Origin of the sequence: Sphingomonas immobilis (genome assembly GCF_030580995.1) — a bacterium.
Classification (GTDB): domain Bacteria; phylum Pseudomonadota; class Alphaproteobacteria; order Sphingomonadales; family Sphingomonadaceae; genus Sphingomonas; species Sphingomonas immobilis.
This window is the reverse complement of the sequence record NZ_JAUQSZ010000004.1, coordinates 242,235-261,300: the sequence shown is the minus strand read 5'-3', so window position 1 is coordinate 261,300 and position 19,066 is coordinate 242,235. Positions and strand designations below refer to the sequence as shown.

18 protein-coding genes are annotated in these 19,066 nt (G+C 68.5%); 11 read left to right on the top strand and 7 right to left on the bottom strand.

Translation table 11 applies throughout. From position 1 onward, the window contains the following. Positions 1-2 precede the first annotated feature (2 nt). Positions 3-815 (top strand): acyl-CoA thioesterase, encoded by an 813-nt coding sequence (locus Q5H94_RS08215; protein ID WP_304560775.1) that lies wholly within the window; start codon positions 3-5, stop codon positions 813-815. A 29-nt stretch (positions 816-844) separates the two neighbouring features. Then, positions 845-1,615, top strand: coding sequence for an SDR family NAD(P)-dependent oxidoreductase (locus Q5H94_RS08210; RefSeq protein ID WP_304560774.1), 771 nt, complete (start codon positions 845-847; stop codon positions 1,613-1,615). 1 nt (position 1,616) lies between these two features. Here Q5H94_RS08210 and Q5H94_RS08205 read toward each other — a convergent pair whose 3' ends face one another. Continuing rightward, positions 1,617-2,402, bottom strand: coding sequence for an SDR family NAD(P)-dependent oxidoreductase (locus Q5H94_RS08205; protein ID WP_304560773.1), 786 nt, complete (start codon positions 2,400-2,402; stop codon positions 1,617-1,619). 23 nt (positions 2,403-2,425) lie between these two features. Continuing rightward, positions 2,426-3,232 carry an acyl-CoA thioesterase gene (locus Q5H94_RS08200; protein ID WP_304560772.1) on the bottom strand — a complete coding sequence of 269 codons (807 nt, stop codon included), beginning with the start codon at positions 3,230-3,232 and terminating at the stop codon, positions 2,426-2,428. 105 nt (positions 3,233-3,337) lie between these two features. On the opposite strand from Q5H94_RS08200, the gene Q5H94_RS08195 reads away from it, so the two are divergent. The 4 genes from Q5H94_RS08195 to Q5H94_RS08180 are packed head-to-tail and all read left to right on the top strand — an operon-like array spanning position 3,338 to position 7,228. Continuing rightward, entirely contained in the window at positions 3,338-4,357 is a 1,020-nt protein-coding gene (locus tag Q5H94_RS08195; protein WP_304560771.1) for an aldo/keto reductase, read from the top strand. Between the two features lie 2 nt (positions 4,358-4,359). Next, positions 4,360-5,238, top strand: a complete 879-nt coding sequence (locus tag Q5H94_RS08190; protein ID WP_304560801.1) for an NAD-dependent epimerase/dehydratase family protein — start codon at positions 4,360-4,362, stop codon at positions 5,236-5,238. Continuing rightward, positions 5,235-6,065 carry an enoyl-CoA hydratase-related protein gene (locus tag Q5H94_RS08185; protein ID WP_304560770.1) on the top strand — a complete coding sequence of 277 codons (831 nt, stop codon included), beginning with the start codon at positions 5,235-5,237 and terminating at the stop codon, positions 6,063-6,065. The genes Q5H94_RS08190 and Q5H94_RS08185 overlap by 4 nt, the downstream gene beginning before the upstream one ends. A gap of 14 nt (positions 6,066-6,079) precedes the next feature. After that, positions 6,080-7,228: an acyl-CoA dehydrogenase family protein gene (locus tag Q5H94_RS08180; RefSeq protein ID WP_304560769.1), complete on the top strand. Its 1,149-nt coding sequence runs from the start codon at positions 6,080-6,082 to the stop codon at positions 7,226-7,228. A gap of 1 nt (position 7,229) precedes the next feature. Here the strand turns inward: Q5H94_RS08180 and Q5H94_RS08175 are convergent, their stop codons facing one another. The 3 genes from Q5H94_RS08175 to Q5H94_RS08165 form a co-directional block, all read right to left on the bottom strand. Beyond that, positions 7,230-8,552, bottom strand: a complete 1,323-nt coding sequence (locus tag Q5H94_RS08175) for an MFS transporter (RefSeq protein ID WP_304560768.1) — start codon at positions 8,550-8,552, stop codon at positions 7,230-7,232. A 7-nt stretch (positions 8,553-8,559) separates the two neighbouring features. Further along, entirely contained in the window at positions 8,560-10,794 is a 2,235-nt protein-coding gene (locus Q5H94_RS08170) for a TonB-dependent receptor (protein ID WP_304560767.1), read from the bottom strand. A 118-nt stretch (positions 10,795-10,912) separates the two neighbouring features. Next, a complete protein-coding gene (locus Q5H94_RS08165) occupies positions 10,913-11,527 on the bottom strand; it encodes a TetR/AcrR family transcriptional regulator (protein ID WP_304560766.1) in 615 nt (204 codons plus the stop codon). Between the two features lie 89 nt (positions 11,528-11,616). On the opposite strand from Q5H94_RS08165, the gene Q5H94_RS08160 reads away from it, so the two are divergent. Then, the gene (locus Q5H94_RS08160; protein WP_304560765.1) at positions 11,617-12,657 is read left to right on the top strand and encodes a TauD/TfdA family dioxygenase; all 1,041 of its coding nucleotides are present in this window, start codon (positions 11,617-11,619) and stop codon (positions 12,655-12,657) included. Between the two features lie 11 nt (positions 12,658-12,668). Then, entirely contained in the window at positions 12,669-13,442 is a 774-nt protein-coding gene (locus Q5H94_RS08155) for a class II aldolase/adducin family protein (protein WP_304560764.1), read from the top strand. Here the strand turns inward: Q5H94_RS08155 and Q5H94_RS08150 are convergent. Then, positions 13,439-14,428 (bottom strand): AraC family transcriptional regulator, encoded by a 990-nt coding sequence (locus Q5H94_RS08150; RefSeq protein WP_304560763.1) that lies wholly within the window; start codon positions 14,426-14,428, stop codon positions 13,439-13,441. The genes Q5H94_RS08155 and Q5H94_RS08150 overlap by 4 nt on opposite strands. A 130-nt stretch (positions 14,429-14,558) precedes the next feature. On the opposite strand from Q5H94_RS08150, the gene Q5H94_RS08145 reads away from it, so the two are divergent. The 3 genes from Q5H94_RS08145 to Q5H94_RS08135 are packed head-to-tail and all read left to right on the top strand — an operon-like array spanning position 14,559 to position 18,165. Continuing rightward, on the top strand, positions 14,559-16,076 hold the full coding sequence (locus tag Q5H94_RS08145) for a 4-hydroxyphenylacetate 3-hydroxylase family protein (RefSeq protein ID WP_304560762.1): 1,518 nt from the start codon (positions 14,559-14,561) through the stop codon (positions 16,074-16,076). A 54-nt stretch (positions 16,077-16,130) separates the two neighbouring features. Continuing rightward, positions 16,131-17,492: a wax ester/triacylglycerol synthase domain-containing protein gene (locus Q5H94_RS08140; RefSeq protein WP_304560761.1), complete on the top strand. Its 1,362-nt coding sequence runs from the start codon at positions 16,131-16,133 to the stop codon at positions 17,490-17,492. After that, on the top strand, positions 17,485-18,165 hold the full coding sequence (locus Q5H94_RS08135) for an alpha/beta fold hydrolase (protein WP_304560760.1): 681 nt from the start codon (positions 17,485-17,487) through the stop codon (positions 18,163-18,165). The genes Q5H94_RS08140 and Q5H94_RS08135 overlap by 8 nt, the downstream gene beginning before the upstream one ends. On the opposite strand, the gene Q5H94_RS08130 is transcribed toward Q5H94_RS08135, so the two are convergent. Continuing rightward, entirely contained in the window at positions 18,162-18,998 is an 837-nt protein-coding gene (locus Q5H94_RS08130; protein ID WP_304560759.1) for an SDR family oxidoreductase, read from the bottom strand. The two genes, Q5H94_RS08135 and Q5H94_RS08130, sit on opposite strands and share 4 nt — an antisense overlap. Positions 18,999-19,066 lie beyond the last annotated feature (68 nt).

Below are 19,066 nucleotides of genomic sequence, written 5' to 3'. Positions count from 1 at the left end.
GTGTGACGCTACCGCTGGCGGAAAGGCTTGCGCTGGAGCGTAGCGGGCCGAACGTGTTCCGCGGCTTCGCGCCCGATATCGGCGGCGCGCGCATCTTCGGCGGCGCGGCGGTCGGGCAGGCGCTGCTCGCCGCCTATGAGACGGTGGAGGCGCGCGTCTGCCACTCGCTGCACTGCTATTTCATCCACCCCGGCAACCCCGCAGAGCCGGTGTTCTACGAGGTGACGCGCTCTCGCGACGGCGGGGCGTTCGCGACGCGGCACGTCTCGGCGGTGCAGGACGGGCGGCCGATCCTGGAAATGCTCGCCTCGTTCCAGCGCCCCGCGCCGGGCTTCGAACATCAGGCGACGTTGCCCGACGCGCCCGATCCCGCGACGCTCGGCGACGACGATCAGCGCGGCGCGGCGGTCGGCATCCAGCTGCGCAACGTGCGCCTCCCGCGCCCCGGCTGGACGGAGGAGGTGCAGCCGCCGCATCACCAGACGTGGCTGCGCAGCGCCCTGCCGCTCGGGCCGGAGCTGCGCCATCACCAGGCAGCGCTTGCCTATGCCTCGGACTTTCCGCAGCTTCCCACCATCGTCCAGCCGCATCCGGTGACCTGGTCGACGCCGGGCTTTCAGGTCGCGAGCCTCGATCACGCGATCTGGTTCCACCGCCCGTTCGATTTCACCGGCTGGCACCTGTGCGACATGGATACGCCCTCCTCGTCCGACGAACGCGGGCTCAGCCGCGCGACCGTCTTTGCGCAGGACGGTACGGTCGTCGCGACGGTGCTGCAGGAGGCGATGATCCGCCTGCGCGCACCCCGCGGCTGACGCGCTTCGATGACGACCGTGGAGGAACGATGAGCCAGCCCGCCCCCTTCGATCTCACCGGCCGCGTCGCGCTCGTCACCGGCGGCAACGGCGGTATCGGCCGGGCGATCGCGCTCGGCTTCGCGCGTGCCGGCGCCTCGGTCGCGATCGCCGGGCGCAATCCCGCCAAGACCGCCGCCGTCCTCGCCGAGCTGGCGGCGATCGGCCGCCCCGCCACAGCGCTCGCGCTCGACGTCACAGACCGGGCGGCGCTCGCGGCGGCGTCCGCCACGGTCGAGGCGGCGCTCGGGCCCATCGACATCCTCGTCAACAACGCCGGCATCGCCGAGGCGAGCGGCGGCATCCTGCGCCAGAGCGAGGACGGGTGGGATACGATGCGCGCGACGCATGTCGATGCCACCTTCCTGCTCTCGAAGAGCATCGCCGCCGGCATGGCGAAGCGCGGGCGCGGCAAGATCATCAACCTCGCCAGCATGTACGCCTATTTCGGCAGCGGCATGGCCCCCGGCTACAGCGCGGCGAAGGGCGCGATCGTGCAGCTCACCAAATCGATGGCGATCGAGCTCGCGCGCCACAACATCCAGGTCAACGCCCTCGCCCCCGGCTGGATCGAGACCGACATGACCGATGGCGCGCGCGACGCCGATGCGTTCAACGCGATGCTGATGGCGCGCACGCCGGCCGGGCGTTGGGGCAAGGCCGACGAGCTGGCCGGCGCGGCGGTGTTCCTCGCCAGCGCCGCGAGCGACTTCGTCACCGGCGTGACGCTGCCGGTCGACGGCGGCTATTCGATCTTCTGACCTAGTCCTCGCGCTCGGTCAGCAGCCCGCGCGGATCGCCGAGCGAGGCACCGCCGTCCATCGTCAGCGTGCGGCCCGTCACATAGCCGCCCTCATCGGAGGCGAGGAACAGGAAGGCCGCGGCGATCTCCTCCGGCCGTCCGGCGCGGCCGATCGGGATCTCGCGCCCCATCGCGGCGATCTGCTCGGGGCTCGCCATGCTGGTCAGCGAATGCGTGACCGTCAGACCCGGCTCGATCGCGTTGACGGTGATGCCGTGGCCCGACAGCTCCAGTGCTGCCCCGCGCACGAAGCCCGTCACCGCCATCTTGACCGATCCGTAGTGGACGCGGCTCGGCAGCGACTTCTGGTTGCCCGCCACCGACGAAGTGACGAGGATGCGCGGCGCGCCGCTCTTCTTCAGCCACGGCAGCGCGTCGTGCGTCATCCAGAACGCCGCCTTCACGCCCACGTCGAACATCTTGTCGAGGACGTCGTCGGGCATGTCGGCGAGGAAGGCAGGCGTGAGATAGGCGGCATTGTGCAGCACGATGTCGATCGCGCCGAAATGCGCGGCGGCCTGTTCCACCATTGCCTTCACCGCCGCGCGGTCGCCCATGTCGAGCGCGATCAGGATCGCCTCGCCGCCGGCCGCGACGATCTCGTCGACCACCTCCTGCCCCGGCGCGGCGGTGCGCGTCGCCACCACCACCTTCGCACCTTCCGCGGCGAACCGCAGCGCGGTCGCGCGGCCGATGCCGCGTCCGCCGCCGGTCACGATCGCGACTCTTCCGTCCAGCTTGCCCATGACTCTCTCCTCTTTTGTTTGCCTTAGTCCCGGTCGTGCAGGCGCAGGATCAGCGACTGGCTGGCCGTCGCCATCAGCACGCCGCCTTCGGAAAACAGATGCATCCCGCCGTGGACGACACCGGCATGGACCGATTCGATCCGCGTGTCGCACAGCACCCATGTGCCCTCGGCGGGCCGCGCATAGCGGATGGTGTTGTCCAGGCTGTTGCCGCCCGCATCGCGCCCGACGGCGTCGCTGATCGCGACCGAGACGTAGTCGGCGGCGATCGCCAGCATCGCCGCATCCACTGCGCGCCCGTCGCGCGATCGCAGCCAGAAGCACAGCCGCCCGACGCCGCGCCCGTCCATCACGACGCCGGTGGGATAGCGTCCCGCCGCCAGCCGCACCTCGAAGCGATCGCGCACGTCGCCGCCGCGCTCGCGCCAATGGCTCACCTCCGGGCAGTCGCCGGGGGGCGGCACGTCGGGCATCGTCACCCACTGGTCGGAAATCGCGCTGTCGCGCGCGCCGAGCGCGGCGCTGACCGAGATGATCTTTTCGTCGTCGACATGCAGCAGCACGTTGGCCTGGCTGGTCTGATTGCCCTCGACCGGCACCCACACGTCGAGATCGACCACCGACCCCGGCCGCGCGAACGACAGATAATGCGCCGTCGCCCAGATCACCGGGCGCTGGCACGTCTGTTCCAGCGCGCTGATCGCCGCCGCCAGCCCGACGCCGCCGAACAGGAAGCGGCGTTCGGGCAGGCCGACGGAGATGTCCAACGTGACGGGCAGATACCAGCGGTGCGGATTGTGCGTCGCGCGCAGATCGAAAAGCGGTGCCATAGGACACGCCTTGTCGCATCCCGGGGCGCGAGCGCAAGCGGGCTCTCGACTCGAACGCCGCCTTTGCTATGGCACTTAGATAGATAGGTCGCGCGGAGGATACCGATGCAATATACCCGGCTTGGACAAACCGGCCTGCGCGTCTCGCGCCTGTGCCTCGGCTGCATGACCTACGGCATCGCGCAAAAGGGGCAGCACGAATGGACGCTCGACGAGGAGTCGAGCCGCCCCTTCTTCCGCCAGGCGCTGGAGGCGGGGATCAATTTCTTCGATACCGCCAACGGCTATTCGGCGGGAACCTCGGAGGAGATCACCGGCCGCGCGCTGAAAGACTTCGCGCGGCGTGACGAAGTGGTGATCGCCACCAAGGGCTTCATCCCGTGGCGCAACGCCCCCAACACCGGCGGCCTGTCGCGCAAGGCCCTGTTCCAGGCGGTCGATGACAGCCTGCGCCGGCTCGGCACCGACTATATCGATCTCTACCAGATCCACCGCTTCGATGCCGAAACGCCGGTCGAGGAAACGATGGAGGCGCTCCACGACATCGTGAAGGCGGGCAAGGCGCTCTACATCGGCGCGTCGTCGATGGCGGCGTGGCAATTCTCGAAGATGCAGTACGTCGCCTCGGCGAACGGCTGGACGCGCTTCGTGTCGATGCAGCCGCAGGTCAATCTCATCTACCGCGAGGAGGAGCGCGAGATGCTGCCGCTGTGCGCCGACATGGGCGTCGGCGTCATTCCGTGGAGCCCGCTCGCGCGCGGCAAGCTGACGCGCCCGCTCGACGTCAAGACCGCGCGGTCGGAAACCGATCAGTTCGGCAAGGCGATCTACGCCAAGACGGCGGATCAGGATGCCGCCGTGGTCGATGCCGTGTTGAAGATCGCCTCGGCGCGCGGCGTGCCGCCGGCGCAGATCGCGCTCGCCTGGCTGCTCGCCAAGCCGGAGATCACGGCGCCGATCATCGGCGCGTCGAAGCCGGCGCAGCTCGACGATGCCGTCGCCGCGCTCGACGTCACGCTCGACACGGACGAGATCGCCGCGCTGGAGGCGCCCTACGCGCCGCACGCCGTGACCGGCGTCACCTTCCCGTCGCGCTTCACCGGCCGCGTCTCGGTGCTGTCGTGAGCATGCCCTTGCGCGTCGCCGTCACCGGCAGCGCCGGCAAGATCGGGCGCGAGGCCTGCGCCGCGCTGAAGGCCGCGGGCCACCGCGTGATCGGGCTCGATCTGCGCGCCGCGACGATCGGCGGGGTGCGCACGGCGGCGGTCGACTGTACCGATTTCGGCGCGGTGCTCGGTGCGCTGTCGGGCATCGACACGATGTTCGGCATGGCGCCGCTGCCGCAGGTGCCCGATGCGGTCGTCCACCTCGCCGGCATCCCCGCCCCCGGCCTCGCCGACGATGCGCGCATCTTCGACGTCAACACCGTTTCCACCTACAACGTCTTTTCCGCCTGCGCGCGGCTCGGCATCAAGCGCATCGTCTGGGGATCGAGCGAGACGATCCTCGGCCTGCCCTTCACCACCCCGCCCGCCTTCGTGCCCGTGGACGAAAGCCACCCCGATCTGCCCAACTGGTCCTATTCGCTGGCGAAATTCCTCGGCGAGCAGATGGCCGACCACATGACGCGCTGGCACCCCGCCCTCTCGGTCGCCTCGCTGCGCTTCTCCAACGTGTTCGACGCCGCCGATTACGCGCAGCAGCCGGGCGCTGCCGCCAGGCCCGATTTCCGCAAGTTCAACCTGTGGGGCTATGTCGATGCGCGCGACGCCGGCGAAGCTTGCCGCCTCGCCGTCGAAGCCGATTTCGCGGGGCATGAGCGGTTGATCATCGCCGCATCCGACAACATCACCGGCCACCCCAGCGCCGATCTGGTGGCGGCGAACTTCCCGCAGAGCCCGGTCAAGGGCACGCTCGACGGCGACGCCTCGCTGCTGTCGTCGGCACGCGCGAAGGCGGTGATCGGCTACGAACCGCGCCATTCCTGGCGGAACGCGGCGGCATGAGCGACATCGTCCGTTTCGAAGTGATCGACCGCGTCGGCGTCATCACGCTCAACCGCCCTGACAAGCTCAACGCGCTCGACGATGCGATGCACCCGGCGCTGGATGAAGCCTGGGTGGCGGCGCATACCGACCCGAGCGCGCGCGCCATCGTGCTGACGGGCGCGGGGCGCGGTTTCTGCGCCGGTGCCGACCTCACCCGGCTCGATCGCTTCGCCGCCAGCCGCGGCAGCGATTTCGATTTGCCTGCGCCCGGCGTGGCCGGCGCGGCCTATCGGGGGCTCGGCCTCGATCCCGATCTCGCCACGACCTACACCTTCCCGCTCGCCACGCCCAAGCCGGTGATCGGCGCGATCAACGGGGCGTGCATCGGCATCGCCTTTGCGATCGCGATGACCTGCGATGTCCGTTTCGCCAGCACCACCGCCAGGTTCGGCGCGGCCTTCCCCCAGCGCGGCATCCATGCCGAGGCCGGGATCGCGTGGCTGCTGCCGCGCATCGTCGGCCGCACCCTCGCCGCCGATCTGCTGATGTCCGGCCGCGTGATCGGCGCGGACGAGGCGCTGCGCATCGGCATGGTCAGCCGCATCGAGGAGCCGGACGCCTTGCTCGATGCCGCGATCGGCTATGCGCGCGAGATCGCGATCAACTCGGCCCCGCAGGCAGTCGCGATCATCAAGCAGCAATTGTTCGACGGCTGTACCGAAAGCTTCGGCGACGCCGCGCGCAAGGCGCATGACCTGCTGCTCGAACGCTTCGCCTCCGACGATTTCGTCGAAGGCATCGCCAGCTTCCGCGAGAAGCGCCCGCCCCGTTTCGCCGACCTGTAAGGACGCCCACCGCGATGATGATCCGCAATCATTACGACGAAGAACACGAAGCCTTTCGCGACGCCTTCCGCACCTTCCTCGAACGCGAGGCGATCCCCAACCGTGCGCAATACCGCGCCGACGGCATGGTCAGCCGCGATCTCTATCGCAAGATGGGCGAGCAGGGCTTCCTCTGTTCGTGGGTGCCCGAGGAATATGGCGGCCTCGGCCTCACCGATTTCCGCTACGACCAGGTGATGATGGAGGAGGTCGGCCGCAGCCTCGAATCGGGGATCTGGACCGGCGCGCTCAACCGCAATTCGCCGCCCTATATCGGCAAGTACGGCAGCGAGGAGACCAAGCGCCACTTCCTCCCCAAGCTCGCCAGCGGCGAGATGATCTGCGCGATCGCCATGACCGAGCCCGATGCGGGCAGCGACATCGCCGGCTTCAAGACCCGCGCCGAACAGCGCCCCGACGGCACCTGGGTGCTCAACGGCTCCAAGACCTACATCTCCTACGGCCTGATCGCCGAGCTGTTCGTGGTGGCGGCCAAGACCGACGTGAACAACAAGCGCCAGCTCGGCCTCTTCCTCGTCGAACGCGGCATGCCCGGCTTCAGCAACGGGCGGAAGCTCGAGAAGCTCGGCTTCCACACGCAGGACACTGCCGAGCTGATCTTCGAGGATGTCGTGCTGCAGCCCATCCACGTGCTCGGCGATCCCGCGAAGGGCTTCGACTATATGCGCGGCGGCCTTGCCGAGGAACGGCTCACGACCGCGGCGCAGTCGCTGCCCTGGTCGCAGAAGGCGATCGAGCTGACGCTCGATTTCGTGACGCAGCGCAAGGCGTTCGGCCAGACCGTCGCCGATTTCCAGAACACCAAGTTCAAGCTCGCCGAGATGCAGACCGAGGTGAACGCCTGCCAGGCGTTTCTCGATCACTGCGCGCGCCTGTTCAACGCCGGCCAGCTCGATCAGGCGACCGCCGCTTCGCTCAAGCTCAAGACCAGCGAGGTGCAGGGCCGCATCGTCGACGAATGTCTCCAGCTCCACGGCTCGGCCGGTTACATGCAGGAATATCCGATCTGCCAGCTCTATCAGGACGCACGCATCTTCCGCATCTTCGCGGGCACGTCCGAAGTGATGAAGATCGTCATCGCCAAGGATCTGATGGGGCGCTGACCTATTCGCCGCGCGCCCGCGCCGCTTCGACGGCGCGGCGCATCGGCGCCAGGCCGAGCACGAAGGCGATCGTCGCGACCGGCCCGAGCGCCAGCACGCTCACCGCCAGCGACAGGTGGATGAGCGCGTCGTCCTTGAACATCAGGTCGGTGAACAGGCCGACAATCCCCGGCCCCACCGTCAGCGCGAACAGCGCGACGAACAGCAGGTAGATCGCCGACATCCGCCCGCGCAGCGTCGGCGGGGTGACGATCTGGATCGCCCCCGCCGCGATCGCCACCATCCCCATCGGGATCATCGCGATCGTCGAAAGCGCGAAGAACAAGGTCGGGTTCGGCATCAGGAAACACCCCGCGCCCGTCACCGTCGCCGCGATCCCGCCCCAGACGTAGAAGCGCATGTGCGCGTCGAGAACCCCGCGCGCATACCAGCGATCGACGATCGCACCGGTGATCGGCAGTGCCAGCGCGCCGGTCACGAAGGTAAAGACCGCCAGGACGATACCGGTCTGTCCGATCGGCCAGCCGAAATGGCGCGTGAAATAGGCGGGCAGCCACGCCAGCCGCGAATAGGCCATCGCCATGATGCAGGCGAAGCCGAGGAAATGGCACGCGAAGAAGCGGCCGTGGGCGTGGAGGAACGCGAACAGTTCCCGCCAGGTGCCGCGCACCGCGCCGGCGCCGCGCCGCGCCGGTTCGGGAATCAGGAACACGAGGAACGCGAGCAGGATTCCCGGCGCGCCCGTCACGATGAACGCGAAGCGCCACGCGGTGACATGGCCGAGCAGCGGCAGCGTCACGCCGTCCTTCGCCGCCTCGATGATGAGCCCGCCGATCGCCAGCGAGGACGATGCGCCGAGCTGCGCGCCGATCGCGAACACGCCGAGCGCCAGCGTCAGCCGCTTCTTGGGAAACAGGTCGCTCAGGATCGAATAGGCGGCAGGCGCGAGCGCCGCCTCGCCTGCCCCCACCAGCACCCGCGCGGCGAGCAGTTCGGGATAGGTCCGCGCCAGCCCGCACGCCGTCGCCGCCAGCGCCCAAACGAACACGCCCACGAAGATCACCCGCCGCCGCGACAGGCGATCGACCGCAAGGCCGAGCGGCAGGCCGAACAGCGCGTAGAGCAGCGCGAAGGCGAAGCCCTGCAGCAGGCCGATCTGGAAATCGGAAATCCCCAGATCGGCCCGGATCGGCGCGACCATCAACGCGATGATCTGCCGGTCGATGAACGCGAGCGCGTAGAGCAGCAACAGCACGCCCACCGCCGTCCAGGCGATCCGCGCGGCGGGGTAGCTCGGATCGCTGGAAGCGGTGGATGCAGTCATGCCAGCCTCAGAACTTGGTGCCGATGCGAATGCCGTAGGTGCGCGGCGGCGAATAGCGATCGAATTCGGCGGGCGTGCCGTACAGGATCGCGCCCGTCGCCGGGTTGCGCAGCGGCGAGCTGTTGATGATCTGCGTGATCGCCAGCGTATCGGTCAGGTTCTGTCCGTACGCCTCGACGAACCAGCCCGAATGCGCCGTGTAGCGCACGTTCGCGCCGAGCAGCCAGAAGCCGGCGGCCGAATAGATCGGGTTCTGGAACACCGTGTAATAGGTGCGCGAGCGGTACGATCCGTCGCCGTGCAGCGTCACGTCGCCGCTTGCCAGCGGGATCTTGTAGTCGGCGTAGACATTGGCCGAAATCTCCGGCGCGCGCGTCAGCCGGTTGCCCTGGACGTTGAAGAACGGCCGCGCGGCGGGATCGGTCGCGGTGCAGGAACCGCGCAGCGGATCGCAGAACACCGCCGATCCGAATTCCGAATGAAGGTACGACAGGCCGCCGCCGACGGTGAAGTTGCTCGTCGCCTTGACGTCGAGCGTCGCATCGACGCCGTAGAGCTTCGCGCTGCCGGCATTGGTGATGATCGGCGAGATCACGCTGTTGATGGTCAGGTACTGAAGAACCTGGATGTCCTTGTAATCATAGTAGAACCCGGAGACGTTGAAGCGCACGCGACGGTCGAACAGTTGCGATTTGAAGCCGCCTTCATACGACCAGATGCTCTCGGGGCCGAAGCTGTTGGTCGGCACGTCGGTATTGAAGCCGCCGCTTTTGAAGCCGCTGGTCGCGGTTGCGTAGATCAGCCAGTCCGCATTGGGCCGGAACTCGACGCCGACACGCGGCGACCATTTGCTGTCCCTGCGGCTGTTGAACGTCGGCGCGGCGACCGGGTCGACGCGGTAGAAATCATAGGTCTTCTTTTCGCTGGTGTAGCGTACGCCGCCGACGATGCTGAACTGGCCCAGATTGAGCTTGGCATCGACGTAGAAGGAATAGGCATCGGTCGTGCCGAAGCGATCGGTATAGGTGCGCGGCACCGCCAGGCTCGGGCCGAGGATGCGCTTCAGCTCCCTGGCACTCTCGTAGAAATAGGTGCCGCCGATGATCGCGGACAGCGGCCGCTTCTCGTCGGTCGACAGATAGGTTTCGTGATAGATCGAATCCGATCGCACATAGCTGCCGATCGCGCCGACGCCGTTGGGGAAGTACGTGCCCGGACGCGGCACCTGGTCGCTGTCGTAGTAGATCGGGCCGACGTCGTAGATGCGGTCGCTGGTGATCGACGTCAGCTTGCCGATCGGCGTCGTCCAGTGGATCGTGGCGCTGACGCCGTAATCCTTGGCGGGCTGCTCCGGCTCGATGTCGTAATAGACCGCGCGCGGATCGTCGGTGTAATATTGCGGATTGCCGGCATAATAGACCGACGTCGCAGGCCGCAGCTTCAGGAAATCGCCGCTTTCGGTATAGGTATAGTCGCCGCGCAGGATGATATCGAGATTGTCGGCAGCGAGGATCTTGAAGGCGGCGCGGATGCCCGCGATGCGCAGGTTCGCGATGCGATTGCCGGTAAACAGGTTGCGGTAATAGCCGTCGCGATTCTCGTACTGTGCGGAGATGCGCGCCAGCAGCACGTCCTTGACGATTGGCCCGGAGATCGAGCCGCGGATGTTGAGATCGTTGTAATTGCCATAGGCGATGTCGGCCTTGCCCTCCATCCGGTTGGCGGGATCCTGCGTCACGATGTTGATCGCGCCGCCGGTCGCGTTGCGGCCATAGAGGGTCGCCTGCGGGCCCTTCAGCACCTCGATCCGTTCGATGTCGCTGAAGCTCTGGTTGGTCTGCGTGGTGTTGGGCAGATAGACGCCGTCGAGATAGGTCGAGACGCTGTTGGCGGTCGCGATGCCCTGCAAATTGGAGCCGATGCCGCGGATATAGACCTGCGTCTGCAGGCCGAGATCCTGCGACACGAGCAGACCCGGTGTCTGGAACTGCAGCGTCGCGGTGCCCTGCACGCCGGTCTTGTCGAGCTGTTCGCTGCTCAGCACGTTGATGGCGGCGGCGGTGTCCTGCGCGGTCGCGGTGCGGCGCAGGCCGGTGACGACGATGTCGCGCGACGGGTCGGTATCGGCGGCCGCCTCGGGCGGCACCACCGGCGCGGCGGACTGGGCCAATGCTGGTGCGGCGGCGAAGCACGCCAGCGCAAGCGACGACGAACGAATCATCAGCGATCGAATATCCTTCATGGCATCCCCTCTTCCTGTTGCGCCGCCCTCATTGCGGGGCGTTCGCTTTTCTGGACGTTGCGTCCAGAGCTCGATTGATCCCACACTTGCGGCGGGCGATCATTCTTCAATTAAGGCGTTATCTATCATCGTTGGCGCTAGATCGCGGTTCGCGCAGCGCGCCGTGGACGAACATCTGTTCCCACGTGCTGCTGATCCGCGCCGCACGCTCGCGCTTTTGCTCCTGCGTGCCGCCCATCGACAGCGCCATGAGACCGGCGAAATCGAGCGCGGAGGAGATTAACGCCGCCGCCACCGGATCGACCCCGTCGCGCAAGGAACCCGCGCGCGCCATCACGTCGAGCTGTTCGAGCAGCTTGGCGGAGCGCGCATCGGCCGCCACGCCCTCCTGCAGGATGCGGTAGATGCGCGTGCGGATGATCGATTCGTCCTCCACCGCCAGCCGCAGCGCGAGGCCGAAGGGGTTGCGGAAATGGTGCGTGCCGTCGGCGAGGTGCAGCAACTGCGCCTGCACGTCGGCGCGCATCGCCACGAGCAGCGCCGGACGATCGGCGAAATGGTAATAGATCGTGCCGCGCGCGACGCCGGCCCGGCGTGCGGTGGCGACCAATGTTACCGCTTTCTCGCCCCCTTCCGCCATCAGCTCGATCGCCGCCGCGATCAGCCGCTCGCGCTGGTCCTCGCCGCGGCGCGAGCGGGTTGACGGCCCAGGATCGGTAACGGGATCGGTCACTGTGGCGAGGCTTAACAAGTGCGTCCTCCGAAGTCAGCTTGAATTTGTTGTACAATGTTGTACAAGTCCGTCAACGACAGGAGAGGATGATGGCGTCGATTGCCAATCTGCCGGCGGCGGGCGGCCTGGGGGACGAAGTGGCGCTGACGCCCTTCGGCACCGCGCCGCTGCCAGTGTTCGTGCAGCCCCGCGTGGAGGCGTTGCGCGCCGATATCGGCGCGCTGGCCGACTGGTTCCGCACCAACCGCCCCGCGCTGGATCAATTGCTCGTCGATGCCGGCGCGATCGTGCTGCGCGGCTTCGCGGTGGAGGATACGGCCGCCTTCGGGCGCGTCGTGGATTGCTTCGCGCCGACCGATTTCGGCTATCTCGCCGGTGCCTCGCCGCGCGCCCAACTCGCGCCGCGCGTGTTCGAGGCGACCAGCGCGCCCGCCGAGGCCGTGCTCGGCATGCATCAGGAGATGGCGTATCTCCCCAATTATCCCAGCCGGATCGCCTTCTACTGCCGGATGCCCTCGGTGACGGGCGGCGAGACCTATCTCGCCGACATGCGCGCCGTCACGCGCGAGATTCCCGCCGCTTTCCTCGCCGCCGTGCGCGAACGCGGCGTGCTCTACACCCGCAATTTCCGCGCGCCGCAGGTCAGCACCGGCCACCCGGTGCTCGATGTCTTTCACAAGACCTGGACCGATGCCTTCTCCACCGCCGATCCCGGCAAGGCGATCGCCGATTGCGCCGCGATGGGCCTGCAGGGATCGTGGCTCGACGACGGCAGCCTCTCGGTCGCTTACCGTGCGCCCGGCCTGATCGATCATCCCGTCTCGGGCGAGTGCCTGTGGTTCAACCAGATCGCGACGCAGACGCTTAACCGGCAGAACACCGGCGATCGCTTCGCCTTGTACGAACGGCATTACGGCAGCACCCGGCCGCGCCCGTATCTCACCACCTACGGCGACGGCGGCGCGATCCCGGAGGATTTCGTCGCCGCGCTCTACCCGATCCTGTCGCGCAACACCGTCGCCTTTCCGTGGAGCCACGGCGACATCCTGCTGATCGACAATTTCCGCACCGCGCACGGCCGCAACGCCTTCACCGGCCTGCGCGACGTGCAGGTCGCCCTGCTCAACTAAGGAGTTCCGCCATGGCGACGCTCGCCTTCGATGCCGCCCCCGTTTCCGCAAGCCCGATCAGCGAGGGCGAGGCCGCCGCGCGGCGCGATCTCGCCGCCTGCTACCGGCTGTGCGCCCTCAACGGCTGGGACGATCTCGTCGCGACGCACATCTCCGCGCGCGTGCCCGGCGAGGAGGCGTTCCTGATCAATCCCTTCGGCTTCCTGTTCGAGGAGATCACGCCGTCGAGCCTCGTCAAGATCGACCTCGACGGCAATCTGCTCGCGCCGACGCCGCACAGCGTCAATCAGGCGGGCTTCGTGATCCACAGCGCGGTCCACGCCGCGCGGCCCGATGCGCATTGCGTGATGCACCTCCACACACGCGACGGCGTCGCCGTCTCGGCGATCGAGGAGGGGCTGTTGCCGCTCAACCAGACGGCGATGCTGCTCGCCACCGACATCGCCTTCCACGAATACGAAGGCGTCGCGCTGCACCTCGAGGAACGCGAAAGGCTCGCCGCCGATCTCGGGAGCCGCAGCCTGATGCTGCTGCGCAATCACGGCACGCTGGCGCTCGGCCCGACCGTCGCCGACGCCTTCACCTCGATGTATTTCCTCGAATGGGCCTGCAGCGTGCAGGTCCGCACGCTGGCGATGGGCCGGCCGCTGCACATGGCCGATGCCGGCGTCGTGGCGGGCGTCGCCGCGCACCGCAGCCCGGACGGCAGCGGGCTGGCGCGCGATCTCGTCTGGCCCGCGATGCTGCGGCGGCTCGACCGGCACGATCCGCACTGGCGCGACTAGGCGCCGCCGCGCCGGAACTCCGAAGGGCTCATCCCCGTCCACTGCCGGAACGCGCGCGTGAAGGAGCGCGGCTCGGCATAGCCGAGCGCCGCCGCCACCGCCTCCACGCTCTGTCCGGTCAGCGAGAGCTGGCGCATCGCCGCGTCGCGCCGCACGTTCTCGCGGATCGCCGACAGCGCCATTCCCTCGCCGCGCAACCGCCGCCGCAGCGTATCGGGCCCGATGCCGAGCGCGTGCGCCACCGCATCGCCGTCGCGCGCCGGGTCGGCGGCGAGCAGCAGCCGCACGCGCCGCGCCAGGCCCGTGTCGCTCGCCGGGATCGTCATCATGTCGAGCGGCGCGCGCGCCAGCATCGCCGCCAGATCGGCGCGCGTCCGCCGGATCGGCACCGCCAGCGCATGCGCATCGAGCTCGATCGAACGCTCGCCCGCGTTGAAGCGGTGCGGGCACGGAAAGAGATATTTGAACTCCTCGAAATAATCGCGCGGGCGCGGATAGTCGAAGGTCGCCGCCAACATCGGCACCGTCTCGCCCGCCAGCCAGCACGCCAGCCGGTGCCAGGTGATCAGCCAGAACTCGCTGAAATAGCGCGTCGGGTCGAGCCCCGGATCGGCGAAGCGCGCGACGATCTTCACCCGCTCGCCCGGCTCCACGCGCGTCTCGATGTCGCGCGTGGCGAGCGTGTAGAACCGCGCCGCGCGGGTCAGCGCCGCCGCCACGTCGGGCGCGTCGAGCGCGATCTCGCACGCGAAGGCGAAGGCGCCGGGCGGCATCGCATGCGCGGTATAGCCCATGAATTCGTCGTCCATCGTCGCGCGGATCGCCGCCACCAGCCGCGCCATCGCCGTCACGTCGCCGCGCCAGCCCGGCATGTCGAGATTGGCCGGGTCGATCCCCGCCGCGCGCAGCAGCGCATCGACATCGACCCCGCGCTGCAGCGCGCCGTCGGTGCAGACGCGGAAATAGTAACGGTCGATCGTCGCCACGCAGGCCTGCCCGGTTCGGTGAGTTTGCCTCGCCGATACTGACCTGTTCGCCGCCGATGACAAGCGTAAACCGGCGCCATCACCGCCGCGGCCGATGAGTCGCGCGGCCCCGTTTCGCCAGGAGAGCGCCATGAACGCCATCGCCACACCCCCCCGCGAGGAATCCGCGGAGCGCCGCTGGGCGCGCTTCAAGCCGATCGTCACCGGCGACGATTATGTCGCGAGCCTGCGCAACCGTCCCGTCTCCGTCTATCTCTTCGGCGAGCTGATCGCGGAGCCGGTCGATCATCCTATCATCCGCCCGTCGATCAACGCGCTCAAGCAGACCTATGATCTCGCGACCGAGGATCCCGAGCTGGCGACCGCGCACAGCGACCTGATCGACGCGCCCGTCAACCGCTTCCTGCACATCGTCGGCTCGCCGGGCGATCTCGTCGCCAAGAACCGGATGCAGCGCCGCATGGGCCAGCTCACCGGCACATGTTTCCAGCGTTGCGCGGGGCTCGATACGGTCAGCGTGCTGCACTCGATCACCTACGATATCGATGCCAAGCACGGCACGACCTATCACCAGCGCTATCTCGAGTTCATGCGCCACGCGCAGAAGAACAACATCGTCCTCGGCGCGGGCATGACCGATCCCAAGGGCGACCGGTCCAAGCGCCCGAGCGAGCAGGCCGACCCGGACCTGTTCATGCACGTCACCCGCCGCACCGAACAGGGCATCTACGTGACGGGCGCGAAGGCGCACATGACCGGCGGGCTCAACTCGCACTGGATCTGCGTCATGCCGACCATGAACATGGGCGAGAAGGACAAGGATTACGCCGTCGTCGGCATGGTGCCGGGCGATGCCGCGGGCATGACCTACATCTACGGCCGCCAGTCGTGCGACACGCGCGCGATGGAAGCGGGCGAGATCGACAAGGGCAATGCGAAGTTCGGCGGGCAGGAAGTGCTCGTCGTGTTCGACGACGTGTTCATCCCGCACGAACACGTGCTGATGGACGGCGAATATGAATTCGCGCAGGAAATGGTCGCGCGCTTCACCAGCTATCACCGCGCTTCCTACGTCTGCAAGACGGGGCTGGGCGACGTGCTGGTCGGCGCGGCCGCGACGATCGCCGAATATAACGGCGCGGATCAGGCCAGCCACATCAAGGACAAGCTCGTCGAGATGACGCATCTCAACGAGACGATCTATTCCTCGGCGATCGCCTCCAGCCATGAGGCGAAGCAGCTTCCTTCGGGCATCTTCATGAACGATTCGATGCTGGCGAACGTCTGCAAGCACAACGTCACGCGCTTCCCCTACGAGATCAGCCGCCTCGCGCAGGATCTCGCCGGCGGCCTGATGGTCACGCTGCCGAGCGAGCAGGATTTCGATCACGAGGTCGCAGGGCCGATGCTGCGCAAATATCTGATGGGCCGCGCCAACGTGCCGGTCGAGCATCGCCAGCGCCTGCTCCGCCTGATCGAGAACATGACGCTCGGCCGCAACGCCGTCGGATATCTCACCGAATCGATGCACGGCGCGGGCTCGCCCCAGGCGCAGCGCATCCAGATCCTGCGCGGCATGGAGGTCGAGCGCAAAAAGGGATACGCCGAGGATCTCGCCGGTGTCGGCCGCAACGAGGAGCGCGTCTGAACGACGCAACCGGCGACCGGGCAAAGACCCGGCGCAAGCGAGAGGAAGAACGACGTGACGACAGGCGATCTGCCCGGGCTGGCACGGCTGCGGCCCGACGATCATTTCATGATTCTGTCGGAGACCGACGCCTCGCCGATGCATGTCGGCGCGCTGCTGCTGTTCGACGCGGTCCCGGCCGGTTTCGCCGAGACGATACGCCGCCAGGTCTCCGAACGGCTGCCGGCCACGCCGCTGCTCGCGCGGCTGGTCGAGGCGCCCGAGGGGTATGATTCGGACGTCTGGGCCGATGTCGCCGCATGCGATCTCGACTATCACCTCACCCGCGTGTCGCAGCCGCTCGATCCCGTGGCCCTTCGCGCCGCCGTCGCCGACCTGTCGATGGAACGGCTCGATCTCGCCCGCGCGCCGTTCCGCGGCTTCGTGTTCGATGCGCTGCCGGGCGGCGCGGGCGCGGTCTATCTCAAAGTCCATCACGCCGTCGCCGACGGCATCGGCTTTCAGGAGATCCTGCGCCGCCTGAGCGATGCCGAGCCCCCTCCCCCGCCGCGTCCGGCCGATGCGGCGCTGCCCGATGCGGAGACATGGCGCGCCGCCGCCGACGCACGCTTCGCCGCCCTCGCGCCGGAGGCCGCCGCCCATTCGGCGCAGCGGCGCGAGGCGCTGGCCGCGCTCGACGCGCTCAAGCAGGATCCCGCCTCGGCCCGCGCGCGCACGCCTGTCCTCAAGATGAGCGGGCCGACCTCGCCGCAGCGCAGCCTCGCCACAGTGTCGCTGCCGCTTGCGCGGGTGAAGGCGGTGGCGGCCGCGCTCGGCGGCACGATCAACGACATCTTCCTCGCCATCGCCGCCACCGCGATCCGCGAGACCCTGCTGGAGATCGGCGACCTTCCCGAGACGCCCGTCGTCGTCAATTCCGCGCGCAGCTACCGCCGGCCGGAACACGGCGCGTTCGGCAACCGCATCGTGGCCCTCCACCCGCACGTCGCGACGCATCTCGCCGATCCGGTCGAACGGCTGCGCGCGATCCAGGCGTCGATGGCGCTCGAACGTGCGCGCACGCACCTCGACGAGGCGATGCTCGGCGCACCCGAAAAACCCAACGGCGCGCGCGACCGGCGCGCGAAATTCGCGGAGCGGACGGCGGACGGCGGGCGGCTGCTGCCCGGCAACGTCACGCTCTCTAACGTCCCCGGCCCGGCCGAGGCGCTGTCGTTCGCAGGGCTCACGCTCGCCGCCAATTATCCGGTGCCGATCATCGGCAGCGGGCGCTTCCTCAACATCACCTCGCGGCGCAGCGGCGCGATGCTCGACATGGGCGTGATGAGCGACGCCAGCCGCCTGCCCGATGCGCGGCCGATCGGGGCGCGCGTCGCCGCCGCGCTCGATCTCTACGAGGGCCTCGCGCTTGGCTGATCGCCAGCCGCTCGTCCTGCTGAGCGGCGTGGGCGGGGACGAGGCGGTGTGGGAACCGCTCGTGCGTGCGCTCGCCGACGTGGCCGATTGCCGGCCGATGGTGGCGGCGGGCGACAGCATCGCGGCGATGGCGGACGATATCCTCGCGCGCTGCGACGGGCCGTTCGCCCTCGCCGGCCATTCGCTCGGCGGCTATGTCGCGCTGGCGATCCAGCGCGCAGCGCCCGCGCGGGTGACGCGGCTCGCCCTGCTCAACACCAGCGCGCAAGCGGACGATGCCGATGCCCGCGCCAATCGCGAAAAGGTGATCGCGCGGATCGCGCGCGACGGGTTCGACGCGGTCGTGCGGCTGATGGCCCCGGCGACCACGGCGTCGCCGATGGCCGAGGCGGCGGCGATGCTGCTGCGCTCCGGCGGCGAACGCTTCGTGCGCGAACAGCGCGCCGCGATGACCCGGCCGGACGCCCTGCCCGGCCTGTCCGCGCTCGCCGTGCCGCTGCTGGTGGTGGGCAGCGCGCGCGACGCGATCATCCCGGCGGCGCGCAGCGTCGAGATCGCCGATGCCGTCCCCGGCGCGACCCTCGTGATGCTGCCCGATGCCGGGCATCTCGCCCCGCTGGAGGCACCGGCGGCGGTGGCGGCGGCGATGCGCGCGTGGCTCGCGGCGGCTTAGCTGCCGCGGTGGCGCATCGCCGCCATCACCCCGCCGTCGACCAGCAGATCCACGCCGGTGATGAACGATGCGCGGCCCGATGCGAGGAATTCGATCGCATCGACGATTTCGGGCATGGTCGCCTCACGCGCCAGCGGCGTCGCGGCGAGCAGATCGTGTTTTACCGGCTGGTTCCTGAACTCCAGCGCCCCCATCGGCGTCGCGACCAGCCCCGGCGAGATCGAGACGATCCGCGCGCCGCGCGTGCCCCACGCCGCCGCCCGCCGCTCGCACATCCGCTTAAGCGCGAATTTCGAAAGCTGGTACGCGAGCAGCGAGCTGGTTTCCGGCATCAGCCGCTCGATCCGTTCGATCGTGCCATCGCCGAGCGGATCGTCGAGCAGCGAGACGATCGCCTCCGCCGGCGTGAGCGTATGGCTGGCGAGCGAGCCGACGAACACGGCCGCCGTTCCAGCGCCGGCGAGCGCGAACATCGCCTGCTCGATGCGGGCGGTGCCGGTCAGGTTGGTGTGCATCAGCGTCCGCCAGTCGCCCATGCTGGGGGAGAGCGCGGCGACATGCGCGCAGGCCCGCAAGGGGCCGCGCGCGCGCAGCATGGCGGCAAGCGCCGCGACCGATTCGCCGTCGGTGATGTCGCAGGCGACGCCGGTGACATCGAGCCCTTCGTCGCGCAGTGCCGCCGCGCGTTCCTCGATCGCCACGGCGTTGCGGCTGGCGATCACCACGCGGTGCGTCTGCGCGAGCCGTCGCGCCGTGACCAGGCCGAGTCCGCCCGAACCGATGACGGCCGCGAGCGGCAGATCGGGGCGTTCACTGGAACCGATCGTCGCCATTTTCTCTCCTTTATGCTTCCGGCGCTTCACGAGCCCGATACGATCGGCTAGTCGGGCGCGTCGATGTA

What these genes read in the sequence shown, in the direction of transcription:
- Q5H94_RS08210 (WP_304560774.1), top strand. Translation starts at nt 845, where the DNA reads ATGAGCCAGCCCGCCCCCTTCGATCTCACCGGCCGCGTCGCGCTCGTC.
- Q5H94_RS08205 (WP_304560773.1), bottom strand. Translation starts at nt 2,402, where the DNA reads ATGGGCAAGCTGGACGGAAGAGTCGCGATCGTGACCGGCGGCGGACGC.
- Q5H94_RS08200 (WP_304560772.1), bottom strand. Translation starts at nt 3,232, where the DNA reads ATGGCACCGCTTTTCGATCTGCGCGCGACGCACAATCCGCACCGCTGG.
- Q5H94_RS08195 (WP_304560771.1), top strand. Translation starts at nt 3,338, where the DNA reads ATGCAATATACCCGGCTTGGACAAACCGGCCTGCGCGTCTCGCGCCTG.
- Q5H94_RS08190 (WP_304560801.1), top strand. Translation starts at nt 4,360, where the DNA reads ATGCCCTTGCGCGTCGCCGTCACCGGCAGCGCCGGCAAGATCGGGCGC.
- Q5H94_RS08185 (WP_304560770.1), top strand. Translation starts at nt 5,235, where the DNA reads ATGAGCGACATCGTCCGTTTCGAAGTGATCGACCGCGTCGGCGTCATC.
- Q5H94_RS08180 (WP_304560769.1), top strand. Translation starts at nt 6,080, where the DNA reads ATGATGATCCGCAATCATTACGACGAAGAACACGAAGCCTTTCGCGAC.
- Q5H94_RS08175 (WP_304560768.1), bottom strand. Translation starts at nt 8,552, where the DNA reads ATGACTGCATCCACCGCTTCCAGCGATCCGAGCTACCCCGCCGCGCGG.
- Q5H94_RS08170 (WP_304560767.1), bottom strand. Translation starts at nt 10,794, where the DNA reads ATGAAGGATATTCGATCGCTGATGATTCGTTCGTCGTCGCTTGCGCTG.
- Q5H94_RS08160 (WP_304560765.1), top strand. Translation starts at nt 11,617, where the DNA reads ATGGCGTCGATTGCCAATCTGCCGGCGGCGGGCGGCCTGGGGGACGAA.
- Q5H94_RS08155 (WP_304560764.1), top strand. Translation starts at nt 12,669, where the DNA reads ATGGCGACGCTCGCCTTCGATGCCGCCCCCGTTTCCGCAAGCCCGATC.
- Q5H94_RS08145 (WP_304560762.1), top strand. Translation starts at nt 14,559, where the DNA reads ATGAACGCCATCGCCACACCCCCCCGCGAGGAATCCGCGGAGCGCCGC.
- Q5H94_RS08130 (WP_304560759.1), bottom strand. Translation starts at nt 18,998, where the DNA reads ATGGCGACGATCGGTTCCAGTGAACGCCCCGATCTGCCGCTCGCGGCC.